Below are 25,853 nucleotides of genomic sequence, written 5' to 3' on the forward strand. Positions count from 1 at the left end.
TTTTATTGTTATGGGCAGCGCCGATGGCGGAACGCAGGCCAACAGTCCGGTGCAACCACTGAGGCCCATCCTAGGCCGACGGGCTGGGGCTTCAAGGTGCGAAACGTGGGGTGGGGGTTCACAGATTGTGGTTTGAGCGGGGGGTGGCCGGAGGTGGCGAAGCAAGATCTTCGGATAGCACCTACGGATGCCGAGGAAGTGTCCCACAAGCGCCTGACACCAAAACGAGAAATATCCTACTTTTGACAGCTTTACAGAGACAAAAAAAGCCCGTTTCAGCCGAAACTGAAACGGGCTTTTCCCCACATCAACGGCCGTTACTTCAGGTCGTCAAAGTGGTCTCGCAGGAACTCGTAAAAGCGAAACGCTTTAAACAATCTCCATACGAGGCTCAGCGTACGCAGCAATAGCTTCATACGTTTTGACCTCCAGGTTGGGGGCCAAACCTCCAGCGCACTTACCGGATCACGCGTGCCTTCGGATATACACGCTAATGTTGTCCGTGAGGCGGCCGGTTGAGTTCCCCCCGAACCATCATTCCGGCACGGGTGCAAAACCGTGTCAGAGGGCGTGAAACCGTTATGTAACTGGCCAAACCTCACAGCCGCATTAGCATGTGAGCGCCGGCATATTAACCTAGAATCTTCAGCGCAGCGGCTGGTCTTTGACGTTCCAAGGCAAAGTGATGACGTGTTTTTGTAAAACGTTATTTCTGTCAGGTTATTTCTATCGCTTAGAACACCGAAATTCTCTAGTGATGCCTGCATATGACGTAAATCAATCAATGCAAAATAACGTTGCAAGGATAAGCAAAGCTTAATACCATGCCCCCACGCTAGTGTTGTCCGTGAGATGCACCAAGCCTCAGCCGCAAACTGGGGCTTACAAAAGAACCGCCCCGCAAAGGCGGTTTTTTTTCGCCTGTCGTTTTTGGACCTTGGCCATGCTGGCTGCGATTCGACCCGCCATATCGCGCGCAGTGGGATCACGATGAATAACCCCACCTCCTTTGCTCTCATTTCACCGTTTTGGCACGCTAGGTCGTTCGCGAAGTGTTGAAGGTGACGGCGGCGTTAATCAGCACCTTCAACGCCTCTTCATCAATCTCATCGCCTTCATGCACATCAATCGCACGTCGGGTATTACCTTCAAGACTGGCATTGAACAACCTTGAAGGATCCTCCAGCGAAGCCCCCTTGGCGAAGGTCATCTTCACGGCGTTCTTGTACGTCTCCCCGGTGCAGATGATGCCCGCGTGCGACCACACCGGAACCCGCCACTTCCATTCTTCGACCACGTCAGGGTCGGCCTGCCGGATGAGTGCCCGGACCTTGGCTAGCGTTTCGCCCCGCCAATCGCTCAACTCCTTGATTCTCGCGTCTATCAGCGAAGAGGCCTCTTCAATCTCTCCGTCATTTGCGCCGATCGCTTCCTTCTTCATCGAGTTGCCGCTCCTTCAGGATGGTTTTCGCCCGCTTCAAGATAGTTGCCGTTTGCCCGCCGTCCAGTGTCGCTGACTGACGGTTTGCGTCCAGGCAATCACCGCCATGCAGAAGAAAAGGGGACGTCTCTATTTTCCGTCCGATCCTGAAGGCGAAGTCCAATTAAACATCGGTGTTTAATCGACATCTCCAGACACTCTCTCAGGCTACACATCCTTGCGCCGTTACCTACGACTGCGCCAGAATCCGCCGGCTTGTGCGCCTTGGACTTGGGACTTATCGTTTCCCCGTCGCTGAAAAACAGCGATGGGGGTTTGGTAGCCCCGGGGTATACGTAAGGTGCTAAGCATCATGATTCGCAGCGTTTGTTCGACTCTGCTTTATGGTGGTCATGCACAGGGCGCTTTCGGGCGCGCCGGTTTCTTACGTCCCGGTCTACCAACCTGAGCATGGCCGCCACCCCTCGTTTGGTAGCGAGAGTGATGGCCTTCATTTAAACGACGTAAGAGGTTTCATCCATGTTCAAACCTACGCCAAATCCACCCGAAACGGACGACGTTTCCCCCTACGAATCCACCGATTCCAAAAAACTCAACGAGGCCGCCGAACGCGCTCTCGACTTTCACTTCCCGTCAAACGCCGACATCAAAGCCACCCCGAGAACGCGCAGCACCCTGTTTTCCGTAGACCCCGAGGCCACGGCCGAAACACTGAGTGTCTACCTGGTCGAGACCCTGGCCTCGGTCGACGTGATGGTGCACCAGTTGGTGGATCACCTGGAGGGCGAGTCGCGCTACGCCCTGCTGGGCATTTCCAACAGCATCATGATGGCGGAGATCACCGCAAACCGGGTGCTGGATAAAATTGATCTACCCAAGTAAGTGCCACTCGCTGTGGTGAATGCGTAACTGACGGTGAGCTGTGCAGCGGTCCCTTTCGGGGTCGCTCACAGCTCCGAGGGATCAACGATGTCGAAACCTTTGCCCCAAGCAGTCAGTGCCTGGCCATCAATCCATGAAGCACCCCGAGCCTCAAACCCGCCTCGGACGGTGTCATCTGGGAGATACCAAAGACCTTGAACGCAGCCAGCATGACCACCAGCCCACCCGGCAAACTGCTCAGGCGATGGGGTTGCAAGCCCGCCAACCCGAGCTGATTGACATGCCCCGCTTCAAGCAGGCGTAACGACAAGCGCAGCAGGCCGCCGTAAGTGATTCCGCCTTGGCCTTCGTCATTCAAGCCGTTGGCCTTGAGGACTTTGGCGAGCATCCGCGCGGTGCCTGAAGAACCGATGGACTGCTGCCAACCCAGCGCCCGGTAACGACGTGCGACTTTTTCAAACTGCACAGTGGCGACACGCTCGGCTTCCAGCAGGGCTTGGGCCGTGATGCACCCTCCCTGAAAGTACCGCGCGCCAAAGGTGCCGCTGCCAATGGCAATGCTTTCGGTCAACAGCGGCTGAGTGCCCTGCCCCAGAATCAACTCGGTGGAGCCACCGCCAATGTCCACAACAAGTCGCATACTCGCGGCACTCGGTATCGTGTGGGCAACCCCGGCGTACACCAGCCTCGCTTCTTCGTGCCCGGAGATCACGTCGATCCGGAAACCCAGGTGGCGCTCGGCACTGGTCAAAAACAGTTGGGCATTGTCGGCTTCGCGCACCGCGCTGGTCGCGACGGCTCGCACGCGTCCGGCCTCAAAGCCGCGCAGTTTTTTGCCAAATCGCGCGAGCGCCTGCCATCCCCGATCCAACGCCAGCTCATCCAGCGCGCCGCCCTGGAAGCCTTCTGACAAACGGACGGGCTCGCGCAGGGTTTTGACTTCATGGATCACGATCTGCTGGTTGCGTCTGACCGACTGGCCAATCATCAGGCGAAACGCATTGGAGCCCAGGTCAATGGCCGCAAACAGAGGGGCATCTCCTTTCATGGTGGCGATTCCTGGCAAATTCATCAGCCCTTGGGCGGGGTATTCAAGATGGTTTGTGATGATCCTGCCATGCCTTGGGTGACACGAAGATGACAGCGCGCTTTATTGACCCCGCCCCTTCATCGTCACTTCTTCGTCATATCCCCCGGCCTAGCATGACCACTTCCACCATCGTCCGGAGTCCTCGCCATGCTTTTAACCAATGACACCCTGGTGCAACGCATCCATCGCGAGCTGCTCGATCACAGTGACGAAGAGCTGGAACTGGAATTACTCGAGGACGGGCACGACCTCAATTCGCTGTTCGAAGAACACGTCGGCGACAACAGCGAAAAGGAAGAAAGACGCCGCTACTTCAGTGAACTGTTTCGTCTACAAGGCGAACTGGTGAAGCTGCAGAGTTGGGTGGTCAAGACCGGGCACAAAGTGGTGATCCTGTTCGAAGGACGCGACGCGGCGGGGAAAGGTGGGGTGATCAAGCGCATCACCCAGCGGCTCAATCCCCGGGTCTGCCGGGTCGCCGCACTGCCCGCGCCCAATGATCGCGAGCGCACGCAATGGTATTTCCAGCGCTACGTTTCACACCTGCCGGCCGCGGGTGAAATCGTCCTGTTCGACCGCAGCTGGTACAACCGCGCGGGTGTCGAGCAGGTCATGGGGTTTTGCAATGCCGATCAATATGAAGAGTTCTTCCGCTCCGTGCCGGAGTTCGAACGGATGCTCGCCCGCTCCGGCATTCAGTTGATCAAATACTGGTTCTCCATCTCCGATCAGGAACAGCACCTGCGCTTTCTCAGCCGTATTCACGACCCGCTCAAACAATGGAAACTCAGCCCCATGGACCTCGAGTCCCGTCGGCGCTGGGAAGCCTACACCAAGGCCAAGGAAATCATGCTCGAACGCACCCACATCGCCGAAGCGCCGTGGTGGGTGGTGCAGGCCGACGACAAGAAAAAGGCCCGGCTCAACTGCATCAATCACCTGCTCAAGCAGATGCCTTATGAAGAGGTGGAACAGGCGGTGATCCAGTTGCCGGAACGCGAACGTCAAGAAGACTATTCGCGCAATCCGACGCCACCGGAAATCATCGTGCCTCAGGTTTATTGAAACCGGTCAGGCTGCGCTGCAGACCCATCGTGCAGCGACAGTCTCTATAGAGGCTGCCGCTTGCGTAAAGACTTTCGCCCTGGCACGCGGGTATGATCCGGGATACCTCCCATGGACCTTCTCTATGCCAGCGTCCACCATTCGCCCCTCCCCCGCGCCCTTGCTCCAGCCAGGCGAGACCGTGGTCTTGTTCGACGGTGTGTGCAAGCTGTGCAACGGCTGGGCAAGGTTCCTGATCCGCCACGACCACGACCGACGCGTGCGGCTGGCCGCAGTGCAATCGCCCGAGGGGCAGGCGCTGCTGGCGTGGGCAGGTTTGCCCCTGGATCAATTCGATACCATGGCGGTGATCCGCGACCGGCACTATTGGGTGCGTTCGGATGCCGTCTTCGAAGTCATTGCCCGGTTGCCCCGCGCCTGGCGCCCGTTAGGACTGTTGCGCGCCTGCCCACGCAGGCTGCGCGATTGGGCCTACGATCGCATCGCGCTGAATCGATATCGACTTTTTGGGAAATACGACACGTGCCTGTTGCCGCATCCCGACCATGAACGTCGATTCTTGAAAACGCCCACGTGAGCCCCTTGAAACGCACCCACTGGATCGCCCGGGGAAGCCTGGCGTTCATGTTTGCCTATCACGGTCTGGTGCCCAAGTTGCTGTGGCTGAGCCCCGGCGAGCGGACCATGATTCAAGCCCATGGCATCGATCAGGTGGAGTTGTTTGCCTATGCGGCCGGGGTCGTGGAAATTGCCTTGGCCTTATGGTTACTGCTCGCGTCAAGCATTGCGTGGCCATTGATCGTTGCCTCGACGGCGTTGGCTGGCTTGCTGCTGGATGTGGCGATTTTCAATCCTTCCCTGCTCAGGGATGCCTTCAATCCCGTCACCCTCAATGTGGCCGGACTGGCGCTGTGTGCGGTGACCTGGAATAGCAGGGTTTGAGCCGTTGTGTGAACCGATCCGCGCGCGGGCCATCTCCCGACCAAAGAATCTTCGGCGCTGAGTGGAAAACTCACCGCTCCCAACGCGAACTCAAGATAACGCTGCAAAGATTCACTCGCTGGAAACCCGGATCCTTGCAGGCAAGGAAATCATCGTTAAAGGTCCCGAACGTGCTGTGGGGCCGATGCTGCAGACCGCGATAAAACGCGTCGATCATCTGATGGGCAAAATCGGTATCGCGAGGATAGGCGGCGATCACCGCTTCGCGTTGCGCGTCTGTGAACAGTTCAAAACCACGCCCCGCTACGTCCATCCCCGCGCCAGCCTGAACCAGGGCGATTTCTGAATGCATGTGCTCTGGAATGCCCGGCGTCGTATGGAGCGCGACGGCGTTCCAGACTTTCTCGATGTCCGCTTCGGCGATGTGATGACCGCGCAAAAAGTCACGCGCGGCATTCGCGCTGTCGACCTCGAAGCGAAGCTGGCTTTCGTGATAGATCGAGGTCAGGCCGAGGTCGTGGAACATGGCCGCGACGTAGAGTAACTCCGGATCGAAGGCCAGGCCTTTGCGTTCCCCGAGCAAAGCGCCCCAGAAGTAGACGCGGGTGGAGTGGGAAAACAGCAACTCGCTTTCGGTATCGCGAATGAGCTGCGTCACCTCGCGGGCCATTTTGCTGTCAGGGATTTTCACGCTGAAAATGTCGTTCGTCGCCACGGTTTAACCTCTGTCAGATCGGCCCGGTGATCTTGAAAAGGGTACGCGTCGCTCGGGTTGCAACCCAGCGCCAATGTCGCGAATTTCCAATGCGCCAATCACAGCTTTTTTTGCTGCGCCGCTGTGTATCACAGTGTGTCTGGCTATCCTCTTGATACATCTGTTTTCACCCGGCCCGGGATTCGACACAGGCCAGATACGTCACCGCGTTGAAATGCATTCAAGGTTTCAAGGGGCTCAGCCAGATCCCCTGGCCAACGGCTTGCAACGGAGACATCACCATGAAGATGGCAATGCACAACAAAATCGGCAACACCCGCCGCCGCTTGGTCAGCTCGTCGATCCTGGCGTTCGCCCTGTTCGGCGCGCTCGGCGTGGCCCACGCGCAAACACCTGCCGCCGCACAGCCGGCTGCAACCAAGGCCGAGGCCACTTATTCAACACCCTCTCCGTTCGGCCCGCTGAAGCACATCAAGGCAGGCCTGCTAAATGTGGCCTACGCCGAAACCGGTCCGGCCGACGGGCCGGTGGTGATTCTCCTGCACGGCTGGCCGTATGACATTCACAGCTATGACGAAGTCGCCCCTCTGCTTGCAGCGAAGGGTTATCGCGTCTTGATGCCGTACGCGCGTGGCTACGGCGATACACATTTCCTGTCCGATAAAACCCTTCGCAATGGCCAACCGGCCGCGCTGGCCAGTGACGTCATCGACTTCATGGATGCGCTGAAGATCAAGCAAGCGGTGCTCGGTGGTTACGACTGGGGCGCGCGCTCTGCTGGCATCGTCTCGGCGCTGTGGCCAGAACGGGTCAAGGCGCTGGTGTCGGTCAGCGGCTATCTGATCGGTAATCAGGCGGCCGGCAAGAACCCGCTGCCACCCAAGGCTGAATTGCAGTGGTGGTACCAGTTTTACTTTGCCACCGACCGCGGTCGCGCCGGGTACGAGAAAAACACCCACGACTTCGCCAAGCTGATCTGGCAACTGGCCTCGCCAAAATGGGCGTTCGACGACGCGACGTTCGACCGCAGCGCCAAGGCGCTGGACAACCCGGACCATGTCGAGATCACCGTCTTCAACTACCGCTGGCGTCTGGGCATGGTCCAGGGCGAGCCGCAATACGAGGCGCTCGAACAGAAACTGGCCACCGCGCCATCCATCAGCGTCCCGACCATCACCCTTGAAGGCGATGCCAACGGCGCACCGCACCCTGCCCCCGAGGATTACGCCAAGCGCTTCTCTGGTAAATACGAGTTCCGGCTGATCAGCGGCGGCATCGGTCACAACCTGCCGCAGGAAGATCCGCAGGCGTTCGCCAAGGCGGTGATTGATGCGGATCACCTGTGAGGCCGATCTGAACTAGCACCTTAACAACGACGGCCCGTTTTATTGAACGGGCCGTTTTTTTTGCGCAAGCATTCGCCGGTGGCTCTCTCACTTTTAGATCATTCCAGCAGCGAGATCAGGCGCGGCTCTATGGAGGTTTCGAGCACCTCCAGCAGCGCCAGCGTCACCGACAACTTGAAGCGTCGCCGTCCCGCGCTGCCGGGATTGAGGTAAAGCCGTTCACCGCGCCACTCTATGCGTGGCTTGTGAGAATGGCCGGTGATCACCAGCTTGATGGCTGAATCGAGCACGGCGGGGACATCGGCGATGTCATGCACCAGCAGCGCCTCCCATCCGTTGAGATCGAAACGAAGAAGGTCGGGGATATTTTCTGCCCAAGGGGCGTCCAGGTCATTGTTCCCACGGACGACGTGCAGCGGCGCGATCGCTCTTAGCTGATCGAGAATGTCAGCGTTGCCGATGTCCCCCGCGTGAATGATCCGCTCGCAACCCGCCAGGGCAGCAAGGGCTTCGGCGCGGAGCAAGCCATGGGTATCGGAAATCACGCCAACTTTCATGTGTGGCTCCGCAGCAGGATCAGGAATCGGAACAGAGTGTAACCCGGTGAGGGCTGCCCCTTGCGTGATCCGAGCCGCCGGCAACGCCTGCTCTACCCACCATCGCTATCAACCTGCCCGGCGTGAACCACTGCCGAGGGAATAGGCAGGGAAATCCGTATAACCCACCTCCCCGCATCGAGTGTAATAAGTGGATCGGTCCGCTTCGGCCAACGGCCAGTCCTGCTTGAAACGCTCAACCAGATCCGGGTTTGCGATGTAGGGCCTGCCGAAGGCGATCAAATCCACCAACCCGGTATCAAGCGCATCCTCAGCGCTTTGGCGATCAGTGAATCCACCGCACCAGATGATTGCCCCAGGAAACACTGCCCGAACCTTGGCCAGCAGTGCGTGGTCGAGGTGGTGCGATTTGAACTCGGCGACCTCCATGTTTTCCTCAGGCATCAGCTCGTAGACCAGGTGCAAATAGGCGACACCAAGACGCCCCAGACGCTCGGCAACGTAGAGCAAAGTTTCCTCAGTGCGAGGATCCGCCGGAATGCCGTTGAACTTGCCGAACGGCGACAGGCGCACACCCACGCGTCCCGGCCCCAATTCGCGCACCGCCGCTTCAACGACTTCCAAAAGGAACCGTGTACGGTTTTCTACGCTTGCGCCTCCATATAAATCGGTTCGCGTGTTGAGCACCGAGTTCATGAACTGCTCTAACAGATAGCCGTTGGCTCCGTGGATTTCGACACCGTCAAATCCGGCCTCCCGAGCGTTGATGCAGCCTCGAGTGAAGGTGCCGACCAAAGCCATCACTTCCTCAGGCCTCAGACGTCGGGGCTTGCCTGTCGGGATATGGGCCAACTTGCCATCTGGGCCGTGGGCAAATACTTGCGAGTCAGCCCTTTCCTCGGTCACCCCCCAAGGCGCCTCGCCGTTCGGCATGAGCGATGGATGGGCCATCCGGCCGACGTGCCACAGTTGCAGAAATATCGTGCCGCCATTGCGGTGAACCTCATCTGTCACCAGCCGCCAGCCCTCCCGCTGAGCTTGCGTGTAGATGCCGGGGGTCATGGCGTAGCCGTTGCTGGACAGCGCAATGTCCGTTGCTTCGGTGACGATCAGGCCGGCACTGGCGCGCTGCCCGTAGTAGGTGGCCATCAATTCGTTCGGGACGTCACCCTCGGCCGTCCGCGTACGAGTCATGGGAGCCATGACCATGCGGTTCGTCAGCGCAACGGTACCGCTAACCAAATGGGATTCAAACAGGTCTATCATGGGTCTTCCTTCGGGTCGGACTGGATCGGAAGGAAAGCGTACGGTTCGTAAGTCGCGCCCATCTACACACCGTTTTGTCAGTGGTGGCACATGAAGACAATCAATAGACTGCCGGGTTTGCCGATTGAGCGCACGCTGGCTGTCCTCTCCGGGCGCTGGAAAGGGGTCATCCTCCATGTGCTGCTGGACGGGCCGCAACGCACCTGTGATCTGGAGAAGCGCATTGTCGGCGTTTCACAGAAGGTGTTGATAGAGCAACTGCGAGCGCTTGAGGAACATGGGATGGTGAATCGCCAGCCCAGTGCCGAGGATCGTCAGGGGATCGAATACCTGCTCACCCCGCTGGGCGAAAGCCTGCGGCCCATCCTGGAAACGCTGATCGAATGGGGCGTCCATCACGCCACGGAACTCGATGAGGCCCATCGGCTGCTGCCATGTGAGGCGGTTGTTCGGGATCGCACCCACTGACACGTATTTCATTTCAGCGTCTGAGGCTGTTCCTGATCACTGCCTCTGCTAGTCTGCCGGATCCCATAGTTATCAACGCCAGGCTCAAGCAATGTTCAACATCCGTGTTATGACCATGGACGACTATGACGCGGTCATCGACCTCATGAGGCGTACCCCGGGCGTTTCCTTGCGTGATGCCGACTCTCGTGAATCGACCTCGAGGTATCTGGAACGAAACCCCGGAATGAGCTTCGTGGCTGAAGCCGGAGCCGATCTGTGTGGATGCGTCATGTGCGGACACGACGGCCGCAGAGGCTATTTGCAGCATCTGGTTGTCCGTCCTCAATATCGGCGCCAAGGCATCGCCAATGCGCTGGTAGAGCGCTGTCTTTCGAGTCTTGAAAAACTCGGAATACTTAAATGTCATCTCGACGTTTTCAAGACCAATGGAACAGCTGCCAGCTATTGGCAAAGCCAGGGTTGGCAGCTCAGGTCTGATATCGATCGGTATTCGTTTACCCGATCGGATAATGAGAACGTATGACCGAGTGACACCATTCAATCCCGTGCGCGGTCGCGCGCGCCATCAGCCTTTAACTGGCCCTCCAAAACCTGCACAATCGCCGGCTTTTTTCGCGACAGGAAGTCCCCATGCAACGGATTGTAATTCTGGGCAATGCCGGCAGCGGCAAATCCACCCTCGCCCGCGCCCTCGGCGAACGCATGGGCCTGCCCGTGGTGCATCTCGACACATTGTTCTGGGAACCCGACTGGGTCGAACCCGATGCTGAGCAATTCCGCGCGCGGGTCCGCGAAGCGATCGCACCGGATGCCTGGGTGTGTGAGGGCAACTATGCGCGGCGAACCTTCGACCTTCGCCTGCCCCGTACCGACCTGATCATCTGGCTCGATACATCGCGGCTCACCTGTCTCGCCAGGGTAATCATACGCAGCATCATGAACCGCCCTCGCGCTGACCTGCCTGCAGGCTGCACGGAGAAGCTCGACCGGGCATTCCTGACCTTTCTGAACTTCGTGTGGAATTACGATCGTGGCTATCGCCCAGGTATCGAGGCAGTACGACTGGCCATAGGCCCGCAAATTCCTACGGTGCACTTGCGCGGTAACCGGCAGATTGCTGCGTTTCTCGATGACTTGCCCGCAATGTCTGTAACCTCCGTCCCGCCTGAACACCCCGAGCGAACGGGCTGCCTTGACCTGAACGGAGGTCCGGACCAAACAAGCAGTCAGTAATCCCAGAAAGCCGCTATCCAGCGAAAGGCGTTGCCGTCGATGGCCACTCGGCCAACGGAGGGGAATGGCAGGTGCGTGGCGACAAACAGCTCACCGCTCGCCGCCGCCTCTTGCATCAGACGCACCCGAACGCGGACCGACTCTTCAGGGTCATGTTCGAAGCCGTTTTGCCAATCGGGATGTTCAAAGGCGACCGGGAACAGCGCGTCACCTGCGAACGTCAACCACTCACCGCCGGAGTTCACGTAGACCACGCTGTGCCCCGGGGTGTGCCCGCCGGTAAGTTTGACGACAACGCCCGGCGCCACCTCATAGTGGTCTTCAAATGTTTGCAGTTTGCTGTGGAATTCCTGCATGAACTGCTGGGCGGTTGAGCGCAGGACGTCCGGCACTGGCGACGGCATGGTGGTGAGGGAAAAATCGGGTGACGCCCAGAACGCAACCTCAGTGGCCGAAACGTGAATTCGCACGTCCGCACGCAGCCGGCTCTTCACCTCGTCGACGAGCAACCCGCCGATATGGTCCATGTGCATGTGGGTAATCACCACGTCGGTCACGGACGCCAGATCGATGCCGGCAGCTTGCAGTCGCTTGGGGAACATCCCGGCCCGCGGAAAGCCGGGGAACTGCCCTCCCAGTCCCGCGTCGACGAGTATGGTCTGGTCGCCGCTGCGCAGCACCAGCACGTTCAGCGGCCAATCGAATGCGTCCGGCCCCAGGTACTGATCCTTGAACCAGGCCGCGCGATCGGCCGGGTCGACATTGGTAGACATCGTCGATGTCGGCAAAGGCAGCACGCCATCGCTGATCACCAGCACGTCGATCTCGCCGACCCGCAGCGCATAGCGCGAAGAAACCAGCTCCTCGACCCCCGCTCCACCGGGGTGTGAGGTGCTGTGCACGCTTACGTTTGACTCCTGCAGACCGCTGTTTTCCTGATGGGCTCCATCCTTCGGGACGGGGAAGTTCAGATGCGTCGTCATGGTCGTTCTCCGATTGCCTGGCTCAAGAAATCTCGAGCGAAAACCGCTCTCTCGACGTGAGAGGGACGGATCGCCCAGAAACCGAGTCTGCATCGCGACGCACCGCGCCAGCTACCATACCTGGGTATGGTGCGCTTGCACCTTAGCGTGATCGCTTCATGCAAAAGGGTAGGAGGATGCCTCTACGAAGTTACACGCACTAAGCCGCCGTTTCGCCGCCTTGCGGTTTACCCACGCCATACCTCACGCCCGCCCGAAGCGCATGACGGAGTTTCAGGGCCGGCCGTTCGATGCAGTAGTACGAAACGCAGCTCAACCCGAACGACAGGATCAGAACGGCGGCAACGATAGGCGCGTCGTAGGCAACGGGCCAGAAAGCGCGCAGGAAGTACATCACCACAAAGTGATTCAAAAACACGCCATAGCTGATGTCCCCGAGGAACTCGTCAACCCGGTGAAACTTGAGTTTCGTCAGCACGTACACCGCCGGGATGCCTAACGCGATGCCCGCAGTCACTTCCGCGTTAAATGGCCGACGCTCAATCAGCCCCGCTTCGATCGCCGCAAACATCAAGGCCGCCACCATGGCGGTGCCGGCAGCGATCGCCAGACCCTTCGCTCGCGGTTTGTACAGGTAGCTGCCGCACAGGAACATGAACAAGACGCCCGGCAACAGGCGATAGCCGTACACATCGGTGTTGATGAAACCAAGACAGGCCGTCATGAAAACCGCAACAGACAAGGCAAACGCAATGCCCCGCGCCTTGTAGATAATCAAGAAAGGGATCACCAGGTAGAAACACATTTCAAGCCCCAGCGACCAGCCCGGCGGCAAGATCAGCGACCCTGCAACCCCGAACATGTAGAAACCGAGGGGCACCATGGCAAGACTCTGCGCGATGGTCTTGAAGGTCAGCTCGGCGGCTTGGGGCGTGCCGGGCAGCAGGAAATAAATCACGGTGCAGGATGCCAGGAAGTAGAACAGGAACTGCGGGTAAAGCCGCAAGGCCCGGTCCATGTAGAACAGGCCGATTTTCTCCGGCGCCTTGTAATTGCGCTCGATGAGCGAGGTCATTACGAAGCCGCTGATGATCAGAAAGGAAACCACAGCAACCACGCCAGGGTTAAGCCCCGCGAACGTCTTGCCCATATGAGAAACGGCCACCAGAACGGCCAACAACAGACGATATGCTCCCACCCGGTTCTCCAGACATCCTTATATTTATGGCGCGTAAGCTACGATGCTTTCAGTCCTGAGAACAGGCTTTTTTCGTGGCGCCGGAACCTTCCTTCATCTGCGCGAATCGATCCGGCGATCCCTGCCGTGTGGGACTATTCAGATTCCCCCGGGCAAAAAAAGCCCCGCAACCGAAATGCGGTGCGGGGCAAAAAATTGGTTGGTTGCGGCCAACCAAAGGAGCGCTTGAAAAACGTTACGGGCCGGGGTCAGATGCAATCCTGGGCGGCGCGTCCAAAACTCGACGGCAGGAAGTTCGAAGCCAGCAAGTGCCGCTCGTAGATGAACACCTTGCCGCCACTGCCGGCCTTGTAGGCTTCCAGCACGTTGTCTGCGGAGACTTTGCTCGGCACCACAATCCGGTAGCTGCGCTGGGTCTGCGAGACGGTCGGGTTCAACGCACTGCCCTGCAATTTCGGTACGACGCAGTCGGCGTATTGCGCAGGTGTCTTACGGGTCTGCAGGGTCAGCGTCGGGTCATTCGGTGCAGAAGCGCAGCCGGCGAGCAATAAAGAGGCAAACGCCATGGCAGGCACAAATAACGGGCGCATGGATGTCATCCTGAAAATAAAAAGTCCGGTTCATCACGCGTCGGGACAGCATCACCGGCGGTGTTCGATGGGGGGGATTTTCCGGTGATTGCCGACAAAGCAGAAACTGTGTTTCGTGATTGTCACTATTACTTCACGCAATAGTTGCGCGCCGTGCAGACTCGTACACACTCAATCACAACCAAAAATATTGATGAGGCCGCTCCTTGAGAACGTTTGACCTGATCCGCGACGCCGTCCTGCCCGATTTCCGTGACCGGGTGGCCGAGTATCTGATCGAGTACGAAACCGTACTGCTGGGCGAAATCGCGCCCGACCCAGAGCTTGCGCGAGCCACCGCCAATCAGCTGCGCGGTTATTTGCGCGGGTTGAACACCACGCGGGTGTTGGGCATGGCGGAGTGGGAAGAGCTGGATCGGCGGGTGGTGGATACGTGGCTTTTGCCTGACCAATGACAGCTTCGGGGGAGTCGCTTTACTGGCCGGAACGGGTCCTTGATTAGCCCGCCTCAACACGTGCGCGCACGCGGGTTAAACAGTCTCGGCGTCGTGGTTGCGGGCAGGAATGTGCCCCGGTCATTTGAAAGAACAGTGATGAATCGGCATTAATCCGATGCGAAGAGCGCATGGGCACAGAAGTGCCCTTCACAACAGCCGATGCCTTGATACTCTGTGTGCCCCCTGATCATGGATCATCAGCACATGGAAGTAGCAGCCCACTTCATCATTCTTGAAACGGAGCATTGGCTGCTCAATCACCACCTGTCGTCGGCGCTTCCCGGCTATCTGATGCTGGGGGCGAAGACTCACGTCAACTCGCTGGCTGAACTTCCCGACGCTGCGCTGGCTGAGTTGGGTGGGCTGATGGCCAACATCCAGAAAACCCTCGAGTTGCAGCTGAAGCCGAAGTGGCTCTACATCAGTCGATTCGGTCACGACCCTCGCTATCCCATCCACTTTCACTTCATTCCGGTGTACGCCTGGGTCGAAGATCTTTTCTGGAAAGATGCCAGGTACCGGCTTTTGCAGACATTCGCCAGCCTCGAAAACGCCCAGTCACTGACGGATGGAGCGGAACTGACACTGTTCATCTGGCGCGAGTTTGGAGAGAGCCTAGAGCCGCCGGAAGCTCAAGGGCCGTCAATCAATCAGCTCATTGATGATTTGCGCCAATCCTTCAATTAGGGGCAGCCCTGTCCGGAAAAAGGCCGGACGCCATCGCATTTGATAAATACTCTCAAATGAGAGTACGACGTATTCCAGAATGTATTGCGTTTGCGTATGATACGAATTCTCAATAACATCAAAATCAAATGTGAGCTCGCATGACCGCCCCCCTCTCTCTGCGTATTCAAAACTCCGTGACGCCGCGCTCGCCTTCGACCCTGCGCCCCCTGGCTCTCGCAGTGCACATGCTGGCAGCCGGTATCGCCATCACTGCGCCCTCCGTGCAAGCGGCGGAACAGACTGAGCAGACAGAGACTGGAAGTGCTGTGACCCTGGCGCCTATCGCGATCACGGAGACGGCCACTCGCGAGCGCAGCGCCGTCACCGAAGATACCCACTCATACACAACTGACGCTGCGCGCACGGCCACGCCGTTGAGCATGTCCCTGCGGGAGACGCCGCAGTCGGTGAGCGTCATCACCCAGCAACGCATACAGGACCAGGATCTGCATACGATCCTCGACGTGGTCAACAATGCCACCGGTGTGTCGGTCAACCGCTACGAGACCAGCCGGGCGCAGCTCAACGCCCGTGGTTTTGAACTCAACTCGTTGATGATCGATGGCGTGCCCACCATTTACGAGCAGCCATGGAGTTCGGGGGAAATTTTCAGCAGCCTGGCCATGTATGACCGCGTTGAAGTCGTACGCGGCGCCAATGGTCTGATGACCGGTGCCGGCGACCCTTCGGCGTCCATCAACATGGTGCGCAAGCGCGCTAACAGCAAAGACCTGAAGGGGTCTGTAGAACTGAGCGCCGGCACGTGGGACACCTATGGCGTCGAGGCCGACGTATCCACGGCGCTGAACGAGGAAGGCACTGTCCGCGCGCGGCTGGTCGGTGAGACCAACGAAGGCGATACGTGGATCGACATGAACTCGAACAAGCGCCAGACCCTCTACGGCACGATGGATATCGACCTGACGCCCGACACCACGCTCTGGTTCGGCTTGAGCCGGCAAGAAAGCAACGCCGACTCGCCGATGTGGGGAGGCCTGCCCGTCTGGTACGCAGACGGCAGCCGTACCAACTGGAGCCGCTCGAAGTCAACCTCCGCCAAGTGGAGCAAGTGGGACACGACCTACGAGACCTACTTCGTCAATCTTGATCACACCTTTGCCAACGACTGGCAAGTCAACCTCAGCTACAATCGTGGCGAGCGCACCGGCGACTCTTCCCTGCTGTACCTGTCCGGCAATCCAGGCAGGAACGGCAGCGCCGGGATGTCTTCGTTCCCGGCGACCTACAAGACCGAAACCACCCAGGACGACTATGGCATCCGCTTCAACGGCCCGTTCTCATTCCTGGGTCGTGAGCACGAATTGGCCTTCGGTTATGTGGACAGCAAGCAGAAGTTCGACGCCGACTCACTCGACGCGCAAACAGGTTTTGACGGCGTTGCCGATTTCGATGCCTACAACGGCAATTTCGCAGAGCCGGTATGGGGCCCGAGGACCGACTACGGCTACAGCGAGACACGCCAAAAAGGACTGTACGCCGCCACCCGCCTGAACGTGACCGACGATTTGAAAGTGATTCTTGGCGCGCGTGAGAGCTGGTACGAGAAGACCAGTGATGACATCTTCTCGGAAGTCAGCAAGACCGATGTCGATCATGAGCTGACGCCCTATGCCGGTATTGTCTACGACCTCACCGACAACCTCTCGGCGTATGCCAGCTACACGGAAATCTTCCTGCCGCAATCGGTACGCGACCGCAGTGGCCAGGAACTGGAACCGATTGTTGGCGAAAGCACTGAATTGGGCCTCAAGGGTGAATACTTCGGTGGCCGCTTGAACGCCTCTGCTGCGATTTTCCAGATCAAGCAGGACAATCTGGGCCAGAACACCGGCGCGCTGATCGATCCTTCAAACCCGGTCGGCGGCTTCGCCTACGAGGCAAGCGAAGGCGCGACCAGCAAGGGTTTCGAACTGGAAGTTTCCGGCGAACTCGCAACGGACTGGAATGCCTCGGTGGGTTACACCCAGTTCACGGCCGAAGATGCCAAGGGCGACAACGTCAACACGCTGTACCCGACCAAGTTGCTGCGCACCTTTACCACCTACCGTCTGCCAGGTGCTTTCAACAAGCTGACCATTGGCGGCGGGGTTAACTGGCAGGACTCGATCTACACCTACGCCGTCAACCCGGCCGGCAATTCCGAGAAGATCCAGCAGGATGCCTATGCCCTGGTCAACCTGATGGCGCGCTACGAATTCACCGACAACCTCTCGGGCCAGCTGAATGCCAACAACGTCACCGACGAGAAGTATTTCGACATCTTCGATGCCTATGGAGCCCTGACGTACGGCGCACCGCGCAGCATTACCGCTTCGGCGAAGTACCGCTTTTAAGGCAGGCTCTCTGCTACCCGAGGCGTGCACCACGAAGAAGACACAACACCGGCCTTGCGCCGGTGTTGTGCTATTGCCCCCCCTAACGACACATATTGATCAGGTCAAAAGCGGTTAATATCGCTCCGCTTCGTCTACCCTCACAAAACGCCACGCGGCAATCAGCTAGTGCCCGGCGCCTCGATATTCATCTGTTCATTCACCGGAGAGCTTCCATGCTCAAGCGTACCCTGGCCTTGGCCGTCGGCTTTACCCTGTCTTTTGGCAGCTTGTTAGTGCAGGCCGCTGACACACTCAAAGTCAGTGCGATTCCCGATGAAGCCCCGACTGAACTGCTGCGCAAGTTCAAGCCGCTAGGCGCTTATCTGGAGCAAAAACTGGGCATGAAGGTCGAGTTCGTGCCCGTGAGCGACTACCCGGCCGTGGTCGAGGCGCTGGCGACCGACCGCATCGATATGGCCTGGCTCGGCGGTTTCACGTTCGTGCAAGCGCGGTTGAAAACCGGCAATGCCATTCCGCTGGTGCAGCGCGAGCAGGACGCCCAGTTCACCAGCAAGTTCATCACCGCCGACCCGAACGTCAAATCCCTCGCCGACCTCAAGGGCAAGACCTTTGCCTTCGGCTCGGTATCCTCCACCTCGGGCAGTCTCATGCCGCGTTATTTCATGCTGAAGGACGGCATCAAGCCGGAAACCTATTTCAGCCGCGTGGGTTACTCCGGCGCTCATGACGCCACCGTTGCCTGGGTCCAGGCCGGCAAGGTGGACGCCGGGGTCCTGAACGCCAGCGTCTGGGAAAAACTGGTCGCCGCCGGCAAGGTCGATACCAGCAAGGTCAAAGTATTTGCGACCACCCCGGCCTACTTCGACTACAACTGGACAGTGCGCGGCACCCTCGACCCGGCGCTGGCGGCGAAGATCAAGGCTGCCTTCCTCGCACTCGATCCGGCGAACCCGAAGGACAAGGAAATCCTCGATTTGCAGGCTGCCAGCCGCTTCATCGAGACCAGTCCTGACAATTACAAAGGCATCGAGGAAGCCGCACGCGCCGCCGAACTGCTGAAATGACATTGCGTCTGACCCAGGCCAGCCTGACCCACGTCAACGGCGTCCAAGCGTTGCGCGGCGTGAATCTGCACATCGGTGCAGGCGAACAGGTTGCCATTATCGGCCCTTCCGGTGCCGGCAAGTCGAGCCTGCTCAACTTGCTGGCCACCGCGTTGCGACCGGACAACGGCGAACTGCAGGTGCTCGGCGAGCGCGCATGGCATCTGTCTGCCCGGCAGCGCCAGCGTCTGCGCGCGCGCATCGGGTTGATTCATCAATCGCCGCCTCTGCCACCGCGCCAGCGTGTGGTCACTGCGGTGCTGGCCGGCAAACTGGGTCAGTGGGGTTTGGGCAAGAGCTTGCTGAACCTGCTCCATCCGCTGGACATTCCGGGCGCACGCGCGGCGCTGGCCAGGCTCGACCTGGGCGACAAGTTATTCGCGCAATGCCAGCAACTGTCCGGCGGACAGCTTCAGCGAGTGGGCATTGCCCGCGTCTTGTATCAAGCGCCCGAAGTGTTGCTGGCCGATGAGCCGGTTTCGGCGATGGACCCGGTGCTGGCCGAACACACGCTGTCGGTACTCTGCCGCCATGCCCGGGAACACCAGGTCACCCTGGTCGCCAGCCTGCATGCGGTGGAGCTGGCCCTGGCGCACTTTTCGCGGATCATCGGCCTGCGTGACGGGCAGATCCTGTTTGACCTGGCGGCAAGCGACGTCGACCGCGAGTTGCTCGACAAGCTCTACGCCAACGAGCAACTGCAATCCTCGCCGGTGCCCCCAGTGTCCTTGAGTGTGCAGATCCCCCGATGCTGACGTCTGCCACCCGCGACCCCGCCGCCCTGCCCCGTTTGCTCCTCAGCCTGCTGGCGATTGCCCTGTTGTGGCCAGGCATCCACTTCAGCGAGTTGGACCTCAGCGTTTTAGTGGCGAGTGACAGTCAGAGCGAGATGGGCCGGTTTGTCTCGGCCTTCTGGCCGCCAGCCCATGGCGCGGAATTCATCGAACTGCTGTTGCAAGCCACCCTGCAGACCCTGGCCATCGCCACGGCTGGCATGGCGCTGGCGCTGTTGTTGGCCGTTCCCGCCAGCCTGCTGGCCAGTCGCGCCCTGTCGCTGTCGGCAGCCTCCCGCGCCGGCCGCCCAAACTTCGGCGGCCAGCTGCTGCGTTGGCCGGTACGCGGGTTGTTGATCTTCCTGCGCAGCGTGCCGGAAATCGTCTGGGCCTTGTTGTTCGTGCGCGCCGTCGGCCTCGGTCCGACGGCCGGGGTACTGGCGATTGCGATTACTTACAGCGGCATGTTGGGCAAGGTCTATGCGGAAATTTTCGAGTCGGTGGACCAGCGCCCGGCCCACGCGTTACTGCGCTCAGGCAGCGGTCGGCTCGCGGCGTTTTGCTACGGGATTCTGCCGAATGTCGCAGCGGAGTTGATGTCGTACACGGTGTATCGCTGGGAATGCGCGATCCGCGCCTCGGTGGTTATGGGTTTCGTCGGTGCCGGCGGTCTGGGACAGCAGATGGATTTGTCGTTGCGCATGTTCGCGGGCGGTGAAGTGGCCAGTCTGTTGCTGACCTTCCTTGTCCTGGTGTTGCTCGCCGATCAACTCAGCCGTCTGCTGCGCTGGAGGCTGACATGAATCGCCTGATCAACCTGGCCCTGCTCCTGTTCATCGGCGCAGCGGTGGTCGGTTCGTTCATCTATCTGGGTATCGACCTCAGCGAGCTCGGCGGCGCCGGCAACCTGAAGCAGATGGGGGCCTATGCACAGCGTTTTCTCAGCCCGGACCTGAGCGCGGGTCATCTGCAAGCCATCGGCCACGGCGCGTTGGAAACCATTGCGATGTCCGCCCTGGGCACCCTGCTCGCGGCAGTATTCGGTTTGCTGTTGGCATTGCCCGCGGCCGGGCGTTTCGGCTGGCCTTTTCAGAGTGCGTCGCGTCTGGTGCTCAATGCCTTGCGCGCGGTGCCGGAACTGGTGTGGGCTGCGCTGATGGTGCTGGCCGCCGGACTCGGTCCCAATGCCGGCACGCTGGCATTGGCCCTGCACACCACTGGCGTGCTCGGCCGGCTGTTTGCCGAAGCGCTGGAAAACACCCCGTCGGAACCGGCCGAAGCCATTCGCCTGCAGGGTGGCAACGCCGTCTGGGCGTTCTGTTACGGCACACTGCCCAACCTGTTGCCGCAGCTGCTGGCCTACACCCTGTACCGCTGGGAAAACAACATCCGCATGGCCAGCGTGCTCGGTTTCGTCGGCGCCGGTGGTTTGGGGCAAATGCTCTATGTCAGCCTCAGCCTGTTTCAGGAAGCTCAAGCCAGCACGGTGATCCTGGCCATGTTGCTGCTGGTGTTTGCCGTCGATTCATTGAGCAGCTGGAGCCGTCAACGCTGGGTCAAGGCCTGATAGCGGGTCTACTCCTCCAAGCGCCCCGTACCCTCACGATCGTTCTCGTAATGTCTCGCGAGCGCAAACGCCGGCAACCAGGACTCGCGACGCACAATCCAGCTTTCGTAGGTTGGCCTCAGTTGGTCAGGGGCATCGAGAGATCCCAGGTTCACTTCGATTTCGTCAGCGCTACGAGCGAAAACGGAGGAGCCGCAGCGCGGACAAAAATGCCGCCCGGCGTAGTCACGGGTTTCGCCCGCGATCTTCACCGCCTCCTGAGGGAATATCGCGCTGGCGTTGAAAAGCGCCCCGTGATGCTTGCGGCAGTCCAGACAGTGACAGAGGCCGACCCGGTAGGGCCGCCCTGACGCCTCGATTCGAACATTGCCGCACACGCAGCCACCGGTGAATCGGTCCATGTTGCGTCTCCTCTGAATCAAGCGGTCGAGTCAGTGAAAATAGCATCTGAACGAATGCAGTGGTCCAGAGACCCTAGCCGCAGGTAAAAGCCGGACACACGCCATCACCCGCGCATAAACCGTTTCACTGTTTCCCTCCGTGCCCGCCTTGGTGCTAAATAGACCACCCAGATGATAAGTCCAGCCCCTGTCGTATTGCCGTGCAACGAGAAATCGATATGAACACCCGTTTTGAGACAAGTGCTGCCCCTGCGCCCAACACCCGGCAAGGCGCAAACACTCACCCCCTTCCCCATCAGCCGTCGGTGGTAACAGCATGATCGAAGTCACCGAAGTGTCCATCGCCCAACTGCGTGCCGCATTGGAGTCTGGTCAAACCACAGCGGTGGAACTGGTCCAGGCCTATCTTGCCAGGATCGACGCCTACGACGGCCCCGACACGCTGACCGCGCTCAACGCGGTGGTGGTGCGCAACCCCGAGGCACTCAACGAAGCGCAGGCCTCAGATGCCCGTCGGGCCAAGGGCCAGACGCTCGGCCCGCTGGATGGCATTCCCTACACGGCCAAGGACAGTTATCTGGTGAAAGGCCTTACCGCGGCCTCAGGAAGTCCGGCCTTCAAGGACCTGATTGCCTATCGCGATGCGTTCACCATCGAACGGCTGCGCGCCGCCGGTGCGATCTGCCTGGGCAAGACCAATATGCCGCCGATGGCCAATGGCGGCATGCAGCGCGGGGTCTATGGCCGTGCCGAGAGCCCGTACAACGCTGACTACCTGACGGCTCCTTTTGCCTCGGGCTCATCGAACGGCGCCGGGACGGCCACCGCCGCCAGTTTCGCGGCCTTCGGGCTTGCTGAAGAAACCTGGTCGAGCGGGCGCGGTCCGGCCTCGAACAATGGTTTGTGCGCCTATACGCCTTCGCGCGGGGTGATCTCGGTGCGCGGCAATTGGCCGCTGACGCCGACGATGGACGTGGTCGTGCCGTACGCCCGAACCATGGCCGACCTGCTCGAAGTGCTCGACGTGGTGGTGGCGGATGATCCCGACACCCGGGGCGATCTGTGGCGGATGCAACCGTGGGTGCCGATTCCGAGCGTCGCTTCGGTGCGCCCCGCTTCTTACGCCGAACTGGCCGTAAAGACCGATGTGCTTGCCGGAAAACGCTTCGGCGTTCCGCGCATGTACATCAACGCCGATCCTGAAGCGGGCACCAGCGAGTCGCCGGGCATCGGTGGCCCGACGGGGCAGAAAATCAACACCCGTCCTAGCGTGATCGGCCTCTGGGAAGAGGCTCGCAAGGCACTAGAAGCGGCGGGCGCCGAAGTGGTCGAGGTCGATTTCCCGTTGGTCTCCAATTGCGAAGGTGATCGTCCGGGCGCGCCGACCGTGTTCACCCGTGGGCTGGTGTCGAAGGAGTTCCTGCACCATGAGTTGTGGGACCTGTCGGCTTGGGCGTTCGATGATTTCCTGCGGGCCAACGGTGATCCGAAACTGAATCGCCTGGCCGACGTCGACGGGCCGCTGATTTTCCCGCACGACCCGGGCACCCTGCCCAATCGCGAAGACGACCTTGCCGCGGGCATGGACGAATACGTGAAGATGGCCGAACGCGGCATCACCCCCTGGGACCAGATCACCACCGTGCCGAACGGTCTGCGTGGATTGGAAGAGACACGTCGGATCGACCTTGAAGACTGGATGGATCGACTGAACCTTGATGCGGTGCTGTTTCCGACAGTGGCTGACGTCGGGCCGGCGAATGCCGATGTCGATCTGCAGTCGGCGGACATCGCGTGGAGCAACGGTGTGTGGGTGGCCAACGGCAACCTCGCCATCCGGCATCTGGGTGTTCCGACGGTGACGGTACCGATGGGCGTGATGCCCGATATCGGAATGCCAGTGGGGCTGACCTTCGCCGGTCGTGCCTATGACGATTCAGCGCTGCTGCGCTTTGCTTCGGCGTTTGAATCGGTCGACAACAAACGAGTAGTCCCGCCCCGGACTCCGCCGTTGCAGGGCTGAAAAAGCTGCGCATTGGACCTCAGCCGAACAAGCCCCCTCTGGTGAGGGGGAGTTACCCCTGTTGGGTCGCGAAACAGCCCCCTGTGGCGAGGGGATTTATCCCCGTTCGGCTGCGAAGCAGTCGTAAATCCCGACAACTCGGTTTGTCTGGGCGGACGCTGGGGCTGCTTCGCAACCCAACGGGGATAAATCCCCTCACCACAAAAGCCCCTCTCGCCACATAAGTGTGGTGACCGCGCTTAAATGAGCGCCATTTCACTGGTGCACGGCGCTTGTGACGTTTCCATCAGCAACTGATCGACAACGTCCGACAGAGCGCTTGGCACATCCTCTCCCCCGCGCAAGGCTCGCGCATAGACGCTGCGCTGCCGGTCTGCACTGGTGCCGTCCTGTAGAATTCGGCGCCCCTGGGCAAACACGTTCTCCACTCCCAACTTCTGCGCCGTATCTCCAAGAATCTGTTGCGCCCTGAACAGCCATTGCCCGGCAGAGAATGGCCGGTCGTAACCTTCCATGATGAATGATGCGTGGATCCCGGACCGTTTCGCCCGCCACCGGTTTTCCTTGAGAATCCACTGCGACGCTTGCGAATAACTCGACCCCGGGCGAGGTTGCTCAATGGCATGGGCCGCCAGCAATCGAAACAACGAGACCACGCACAAGACGTCATCCAGGCGCGGACAGGCATCGGTCATGCGCATCTCCAGCGTCGGGTATTTCGCGGCGGGCCGCAGACCCCACCAGCAGTCGCCCGCCTGTTTGATCGTGCCAGTGCGGATCAGCAAGGCGACGTAGGCGTCATAGGCACGTTGATCTTCGAAGAACTCCGGAATGCCCATCCGCGGCCACTCATCACACGCGGTCTGCCGGTAGCTCATGAAGCCGCTGTCGGCGCCGTCCCAGAAAGGTGAAGAAGTGCTGAGTGCCAACAACAACGGCATCCACGGCAAGACTTCGTTCATCACCTGAATACGGTCCACGTGCGCCGGCACTTCAACATGCACGTGCAGGCCGGACAGCAAGCTGCGCCTTGCCACGCGCTGGTAGTCTTCAAACAGTTGAAGAAAGTGCGGATGGTCCGTGGCCTGCTGCAGGCGCCAATCCGCCAACGGATGGCTACCGGCACTGAGCAGTCCCAGACCGTACAATTCGAGCGTTTGCCGCAACCTGGTGCGCGCCGAAAACAGGTACTCGGTTGCTTGTGCGATGCTGGTAAAGATCGGGGACGCGACTTCGATTTGTGCCTTGAACATCTCATGGGCAAAACACTCGCCCAACACTGCCTGGCACGCTTCAATCGAAGCACCGGGAGGGTTCTCGGACATGCGCCGGGTGTTCAGGTCGGTGATGAAGTATTCCTCTTCAATGCCAAACTTCAGGTGTCTGTTCATCGCTTCACCCCTCGCCTTGCGCCCTTGAATATAAGCCTAGCCCAACGCCGTATCGAGAAACATCATGAGCCCGAAACCCAGCATCAGGCCCAGCGTCGCCGGGGTTTCGTGACCGTTACGGTGTGTCTCGGGAATCACTTCATGGGAGACGACGAAGATCATCGCGCCCGCCGCCAGGCCCAGGGCAATCGGGTAACCCAGCGCGAAGCCCGTGGAAATGCCGAGGCCCACGACCGCCCCTAACGGCTCCATCAGCCCTGAGCCGACCGCGATCAGCGCCGCTCGCAATGTCGAGATCCCAGTCACTCGCAGCGCCAATGCAACGGCCAATCCCTCGGGGATGTCCTGGATGGCAATCGCCGTGGTCAATGGCAAACCTACCTTCATGTCGCCATTGGCAAAACTGACGCCGATGGCCATGCCTTCCGGCAAGTTATGCAGCGTGATAGCCAACACGAACAGCCAGACCCGATTGATGCGCTGCGCTTGCGGCCCTCTGCGCCCGATCTTCTGGTGCTCATGGGGGACAAAGCGATCCAGCCCGATCATCAGTGCCACACCCAGGCCCAACCCCAGGACCACGACACACGCCGCCAGCAGCTTGTTACCGCAAATGGCCTGCGCCGCCGCGATGCCCGGCAGGATGAGCGAGAAAGAACTGGCGGCGAGCATCATGCCGGCGGCGAACCCCAGCATGATGTCCTGGGTCCGTGCGGCAATGTCGCGCAAGACCACGGCTAACACCGCGCCGAGCGCGGTCGCGGCGAAACCCGAGACGCCGCCCAGGAACGCATACTTCAGGTTGACGCTGTCCGCCCCGGTCAAGGCGCTGTACCCGCTGACCAGCAGCAAAATGGTGACCCCCACCAAGGTCGACCAGAACAGAATACTCGGCCAACGGCTGCTTTTTCCTGGGTCAAACCAGGCACGCCATGGTGCTTTCACGGGCGAAGAATGTTCCGACATAAGGACACCTATTTTCCGTTGGAACGCTACGCCACACAAAAACCACGCCGAGAGGGACACTCACCCGGTGAAAGCCCCAATGCGCCGCCCACAGTTATCTGAAGGTGCCGCGCCTGAGAAAATTTTAAAAAGATTGATCGCTCGCGACGGGCGGCATCGGAGAGGTGTTTTTGCGCGGTTTTATCACCAGTCGTCGGCGCTCAATCAATCGATTCAAACTTTTGTCTGCCGGCAGATCTCCACTGCAGTCACGAGCGTTTTCATCGT

Annotated in this window: 27 protein-coding genes; 16 read left to right on the top strand and 11 right to left on the bottom strand. The window is 59.7% G+C overall.

Going from position 1 to position 25,853, the window contains the following annotated elements; all coding sequences use genetic code 11:
* Positions 1 to 1,036 precede the first annotated feature (1,036 nt).
* Positions 1,037 to 1,441 (bottom strand): DUF1801 domain-containing protein, encoded by a 405-nt coding sequence (locus ACA060_RS17190; protein WP_497311968.1) that lies wholly within the window; start codon positions 1,439 to 1,441, stop codon positions 1,037 to 1,039.
* A 519-nt stretch (positions 1,442 to 1,960) separates the two neighbouring features.
* On the opposite strand from ACA060_RS17190, the gene ACA060_RS17195 reads away from it, so the two are divergent.
* Positions 1,961 to 2,323: a DUF6124 family protein gene (locus ACA060_RS17195; RefSeq protein ID WP_109632647.1), complete on the top strand. Its 363-nt coding sequence runs from the start codon at positions 1,961 to 1,963 to the stop codon at positions 2,321 to 2,323.
* Positions 2,324 to 2,435: 112 nt separating this feature from the next.
* On the opposite strand, the gene ACA060_RS17200 is transcribed toward ACA060_RS17195, so the two are convergent.
* On the bottom strand, positions 2,436 to 3,371 hold the full coding sequence (locus ACA060_RS17200; protein WP_109632648.1) for a Ppx/GppA family phosphatase: 936 nt from the start codon (positions 3,369 to 3,371) through the stop codon (positions 2,436 to 2,438).
* 189 nt (positions 3,372 to 3,560) lie between these two features.
* Here ACA060_RS17200 and ppk2 point away from each other — a divergent pair, with 189 nt between their 5' ends.
* The 3 genes from ppk2 (at position 3,561) to ACA060_RS17215 (ending at position 5,420) form a co-directional block, all read left to right on the top strand.
* Positions 3,561 to 4,478, top strand: coding sequence for a polyphosphate kinase 2 (gene ppk2, locus ACA060_RS17205; protein WP_497311970.1), 918 nt, complete (start codon positions 3,561 to 3,563; stop codon positions 4,476 to 4,478).
* Positions 4,479 to 4,602: 124 nt separating this feature from the next.
* Positions 4,603 to 5,055 carry a thiol-disulfide oxidoreductase DCC family protein gene (locus ACA060_RS17210; RefSeq protein WP_497311972.1) on the top strand — a complete coding sequence of 151 codons (453 nt, stop codon included), beginning with the start codon at positions 4,603 to 4,605 and terminating at the stop codon, positions 5,053 to 5,055.
* Positions 5,052 to 5,420 (top strand): DoxX-like family protein, encoded by a 369-nt coding sequence (locus ACA060_RS17215; protein ID WP_497311974.1) that lies wholly within the window; start codon positions 5,052 to 5,054, stop codon positions 5,418 to 5,420. The genes ACA060_RS17210 and ACA060_RS17215 overlap by 4 nt, the downstream gene beginning before the upstream one ends.
* A gap of 70 nt (positions 5,421 to 5,490) precedes the next feature.
* Here ACA060_RS17215 and ACA060_RS17220 read toward each other — a convergent pair whose 3' ends face one another.
* Positions 5,491 to 6,090, bottom strand: a complete 600-nt coding sequence (locus ACA060_RS17220; RefSeq protein WP_497318293.1) for an HD domain-containing protein — start codon at positions 6,088 to 6,090, stop codon at positions 5,491 to 5,493.
* A gap of 326 nt (positions 6,091 to 6,416) precedes the next feature.
* Between ACA060_RS17220 and ACA060_RS17225 the strand changes: the two genes are divergently transcribed.
* On the top strand, positions 6,417 to 7,481 hold the full coding sequence (locus tag ACA060_RS17225) for an alpha/beta fold hydrolase (RefSeq protein ID WP_497311976.1): 1,065 nt from the start codon (positions 6,417 to 6,419) through the stop codon (positions 7,479 to 7,481).
* A gap of 98 nt (positions 7,482 to 7,579) precedes the next feature.
* Here the strand turns inward: ACA060_RS17225 and ACA060_RS17230 are convergent, their stop codons facing one another.
* Both ACA060_RS17230 and ACA060_RS17235 read right to left on the bottom strand, forming a co-directional pair.
* The gene (locus tag ACA060_RS17230; RefSeq protein ID WP_497311978.1) at positions 7,580 to 8,038 is read right to left on the bottom strand and encodes a metallophosphoesterase family protein; all 459 of its coding nucleotides are present in this window, start codon (positions 8,036 to 8,038) and stop codon (positions 7,580 to 7,582) included.
* Between the two features lie 108 nt (positions 8,039 to 8,146).
* Complete coding sequence (locus ACA060_RS17235; RefSeq protein WP_497311980.1) at positions 8,147 to 9,304, bottom strand: alkene reductase; 1,158 nt, start codon at positions 9,302 to 9,304, stop codon at positions 8,147 to 8,149.
* 90 nt (positions 9,305 to 9,394) lie between these two features.
* Here ACA060_RS17235 and ACA060_RS17240 point away from each other — a divergent pair, with 90 nt between their 5' ends.
* The 3 genes from ACA060_RS17240 (at position 9,395) to ACA060_RS17250 (ending at position 11,008) form a co-directional block, all read left to right on the top strand.
* Entirely contained in the window at positions 9,395 to 9,772 is a 378-nt protein-coding gene (locus ACA060_RS17240) for a winged helix-turn-helix transcriptional regulator (protein WP_497311982.1), read from the top strand.
* A gap of 91 nt (positions 9,773 to 9,863) precedes the next feature.
* On the top strand, positions 9,864 to 10,298 hold the full coding sequence (locus tag ACA060_RS17245) for a GNAT family N-acetyltransferase (RefSeq protein ID WP_497311984.1): 435 nt from the start codon (positions 9,864 to 9,866) through the stop codon (positions 10,296 to 10,298).
* A 107-nt stretch (positions 10,299 to 10,405) separates the two neighbouring features.
* Positions 10,406 to 11,008 (top strand): P-loop NTPase family protein, encoded by a 603-nt coding sequence (locus ACA060_RS17250; protein ID WP_497311985.1) that lies wholly within the window; start codon positions 10,406 to 10,408, stop codon positions 11,006 to 11,008.
* On the opposite strand, the gene ACA060_RS17255 is transcribed toward ACA060_RS17250, so the two are convergent.
* The 3 genes from ACA060_RS17255 to ACA060_RS17265 form a co-directional block, all read right to left on the bottom strand.
* Positions 11,002 to 11,991: an MBL fold metallo-hydrolase gene (locus ACA060_RS17255; RefSeq protein WP_497311987.1), complete on the bottom strand. Its 990-nt coding sequence runs from the start codon at positions 11,989 to 11,991 to the stop codon at positions 11,002 to 11,004. The genes ACA060_RS17250 and ACA060_RS17255 overlap by 7 nt on opposite strands.
* Positions 11,992 to 12,190: 199 nt before the next feature.
* The gene (locus ACA060_RS17260; protein WP_497311989.1) at positions 12,191 to 13,189 is read right to left on the bottom strand and encodes an acyltransferase family protein; all 999 of its coding nucleotides are present in this window, start codon (positions 13,187 to 13,189) and stop codon (positions 12,191 to 12,193) included.
* A 248-nt stretch (positions 13,190 to 13,437) separates the two neighbouring features.
* A complete protein-coding gene (locus ACA060_RS17265) occupies positions 13,438 to 13,779 on the bottom strand; it encodes a hypothetical protein (protein ID WP_497311991.1) in 342 nt (113 codons plus the stop codon).
* A 206-nt stretch (positions 13,780 to 13,985) separates the two neighbouring features.
* Here ACA060_RS17265 and ACA060_RS17270 point away from each other — a divergent pair, with 206 nt between their 5' ends.
* The 7 genes from ACA060_RS17270 (at position 13,986) to phnE (ending at position 20,805) form a co-directional block, all read left to right on the top strand.
* A complete protein-coding gene (locus tag ACA060_RS17270; RefSeq protein ID WP_109632663.1) occupies positions 13,986 to 14,234 on the top strand; it encodes a hypothetical protein in 249 nt (82 codons plus the stop codon).
* A gap of 246 nt (positions 14,235 to 14,480) precedes the next feature.
* The gene (locus ACA060_RS17275) at positions 14,481 to 14,963 is read left to right on the top strand and encodes an HIT family protein (protein WP_109632665.1); all 483 of its coding nucleotides are present in this window, start codon (positions 14,481 to 14,483) and stop codon (positions 14,961 to 14,963) included.
* 140 nt (positions 14,964 to 15,103) lie between these two features.
* On the top strand, positions 15,104 to 17,359 hold the full coding sequence (locus ACA060_RS17280) for a TonB-dependent siderophore receptor (protein WP_497311994.1): 2,256 nt from the start codon (positions 15,104 to 15,106) through the stop codon (positions 17,357 to 17,359).
* A gap of 215 nt (positions 17,360 to 17,574) precedes the next feature.
* Positions 17,575 to 18,426 (top strand): putative selenate ABC transporter substrate-binding protein, encoded by an 852-nt coding sequence (locus ACA060_RS17285; protein ID WP_109632720.1) that lies wholly within the window; start codon positions 17,575 to 17,577, stop codon positions 18,424 to 18,426.
* Positions 18,423 to 19,220 (top strand): phosphonate ABC transporter ATP-binding protein, encoded by a 798-nt coding sequence (locus ACA060_RS17290; RefSeq protein WP_497311997.1) that lies wholly within the window; start codon positions 18,423 to 18,425, stop codon positions 19,218 to 19,220. Before ACA060_RS17285 ends, ACA060_RS17290 begins: the two co-directional genes overlap by 4 nt.
* On the top strand, positions 19,214 to 20,041 hold the full coding sequence (locus ACA060_RS17295) for a PhnE/PtxC family ABC transporter permease (protein ID WP_109632724.1): 828 nt from the start codon (positions 19,214 to 19,216) through the stop codon (positions 20,039 to 20,041). Before ACA060_RS17290 ends, ACA060_RS17295 begins: the two co-directional genes overlap by 7 nt.
* A complete protein-coding gene (phnE, locus tag ACA060_RS17300) occupies positions 20,038 to 20,805 on the top strand; it encodes a phosphonate ABC transporter, permease protein PhnE (protein ID WP_497311999.1) in 768 nt (255 codons plus the stop codon). Before ACA060_RS17295 ends, phnE begins: the two co-directional genes overlap by 4 nt.
* An 8-nt stretch (positions 20,806 to 20,813) precedes the next feature.
* Here the strand turns inward: phnE and ACA060_RS17305 are convergent, their stop codons facing one another.
* Positions 20,814 to 21,206, bottom strand: a complete 393-nt coding sequence (locus ACA060_RS17305; RefSeq protein ID WP_497312001.1) for a GFA family protein — start codon at positions 21,204 to 21,206, stop codon at positions 20,814 to 20,816.
* A 316-nt stretch (positions 21,207 to 21,522) separates the two neighbouring features.
* Here ACA060_RS17305 and ACA060_RS17310 point away from each other — a divergent pair, with 316 nt between their 5' ends.
* Entirely contained in the window at positions 21,523 to 23,229 is a 1,707-nt protein-coding gene (locus ACA060_RS17310; protein ID WP_497312003.1) for an amidase, read from the top strand.
* 239 nt (positions 23,230 to 23,468) lie between these two features.
* Here the strand turns inward: ACA060_RS17310 and ACA060_RS17315 are convergent, their stop codons facing one another.
* Both ACA060_RS17315 and ACA060_RS17320 read right to left on the bottom strand, forming a co-directional pair.
* Complete coding sequence (locus ACA060_RS17315; protein WP_497312005.1) at positions 23,469 to 24,620, bottom strand: carboxylate-amine ligase; 1,152 nt, start codon at positions 24,618 to 24,620, stop codon at positions 23,469 to 23,471.
* Between the two features lie 36 nt (positions 24,621 to 24,656).
* The gene (locus ACA060_RS17320; RefSeq protein ID WP_497312007.1) at positions 24,657 to 25,586 is read right to left on the bottom strand and encodes a ZIP family metal transporter; all 930 of its coding nucleotides are present in this window, start codon (positions 25,584 to 25,586) and stop codon (positions 24,657 to 24,659) included.
* Positions 25,587 to 25,853: the final 267 nt, after the last annotated feature.

The sequence above is a fragment of the Pseudomonas sp. LBUM1671 genome (assembly GCF_059695685.1).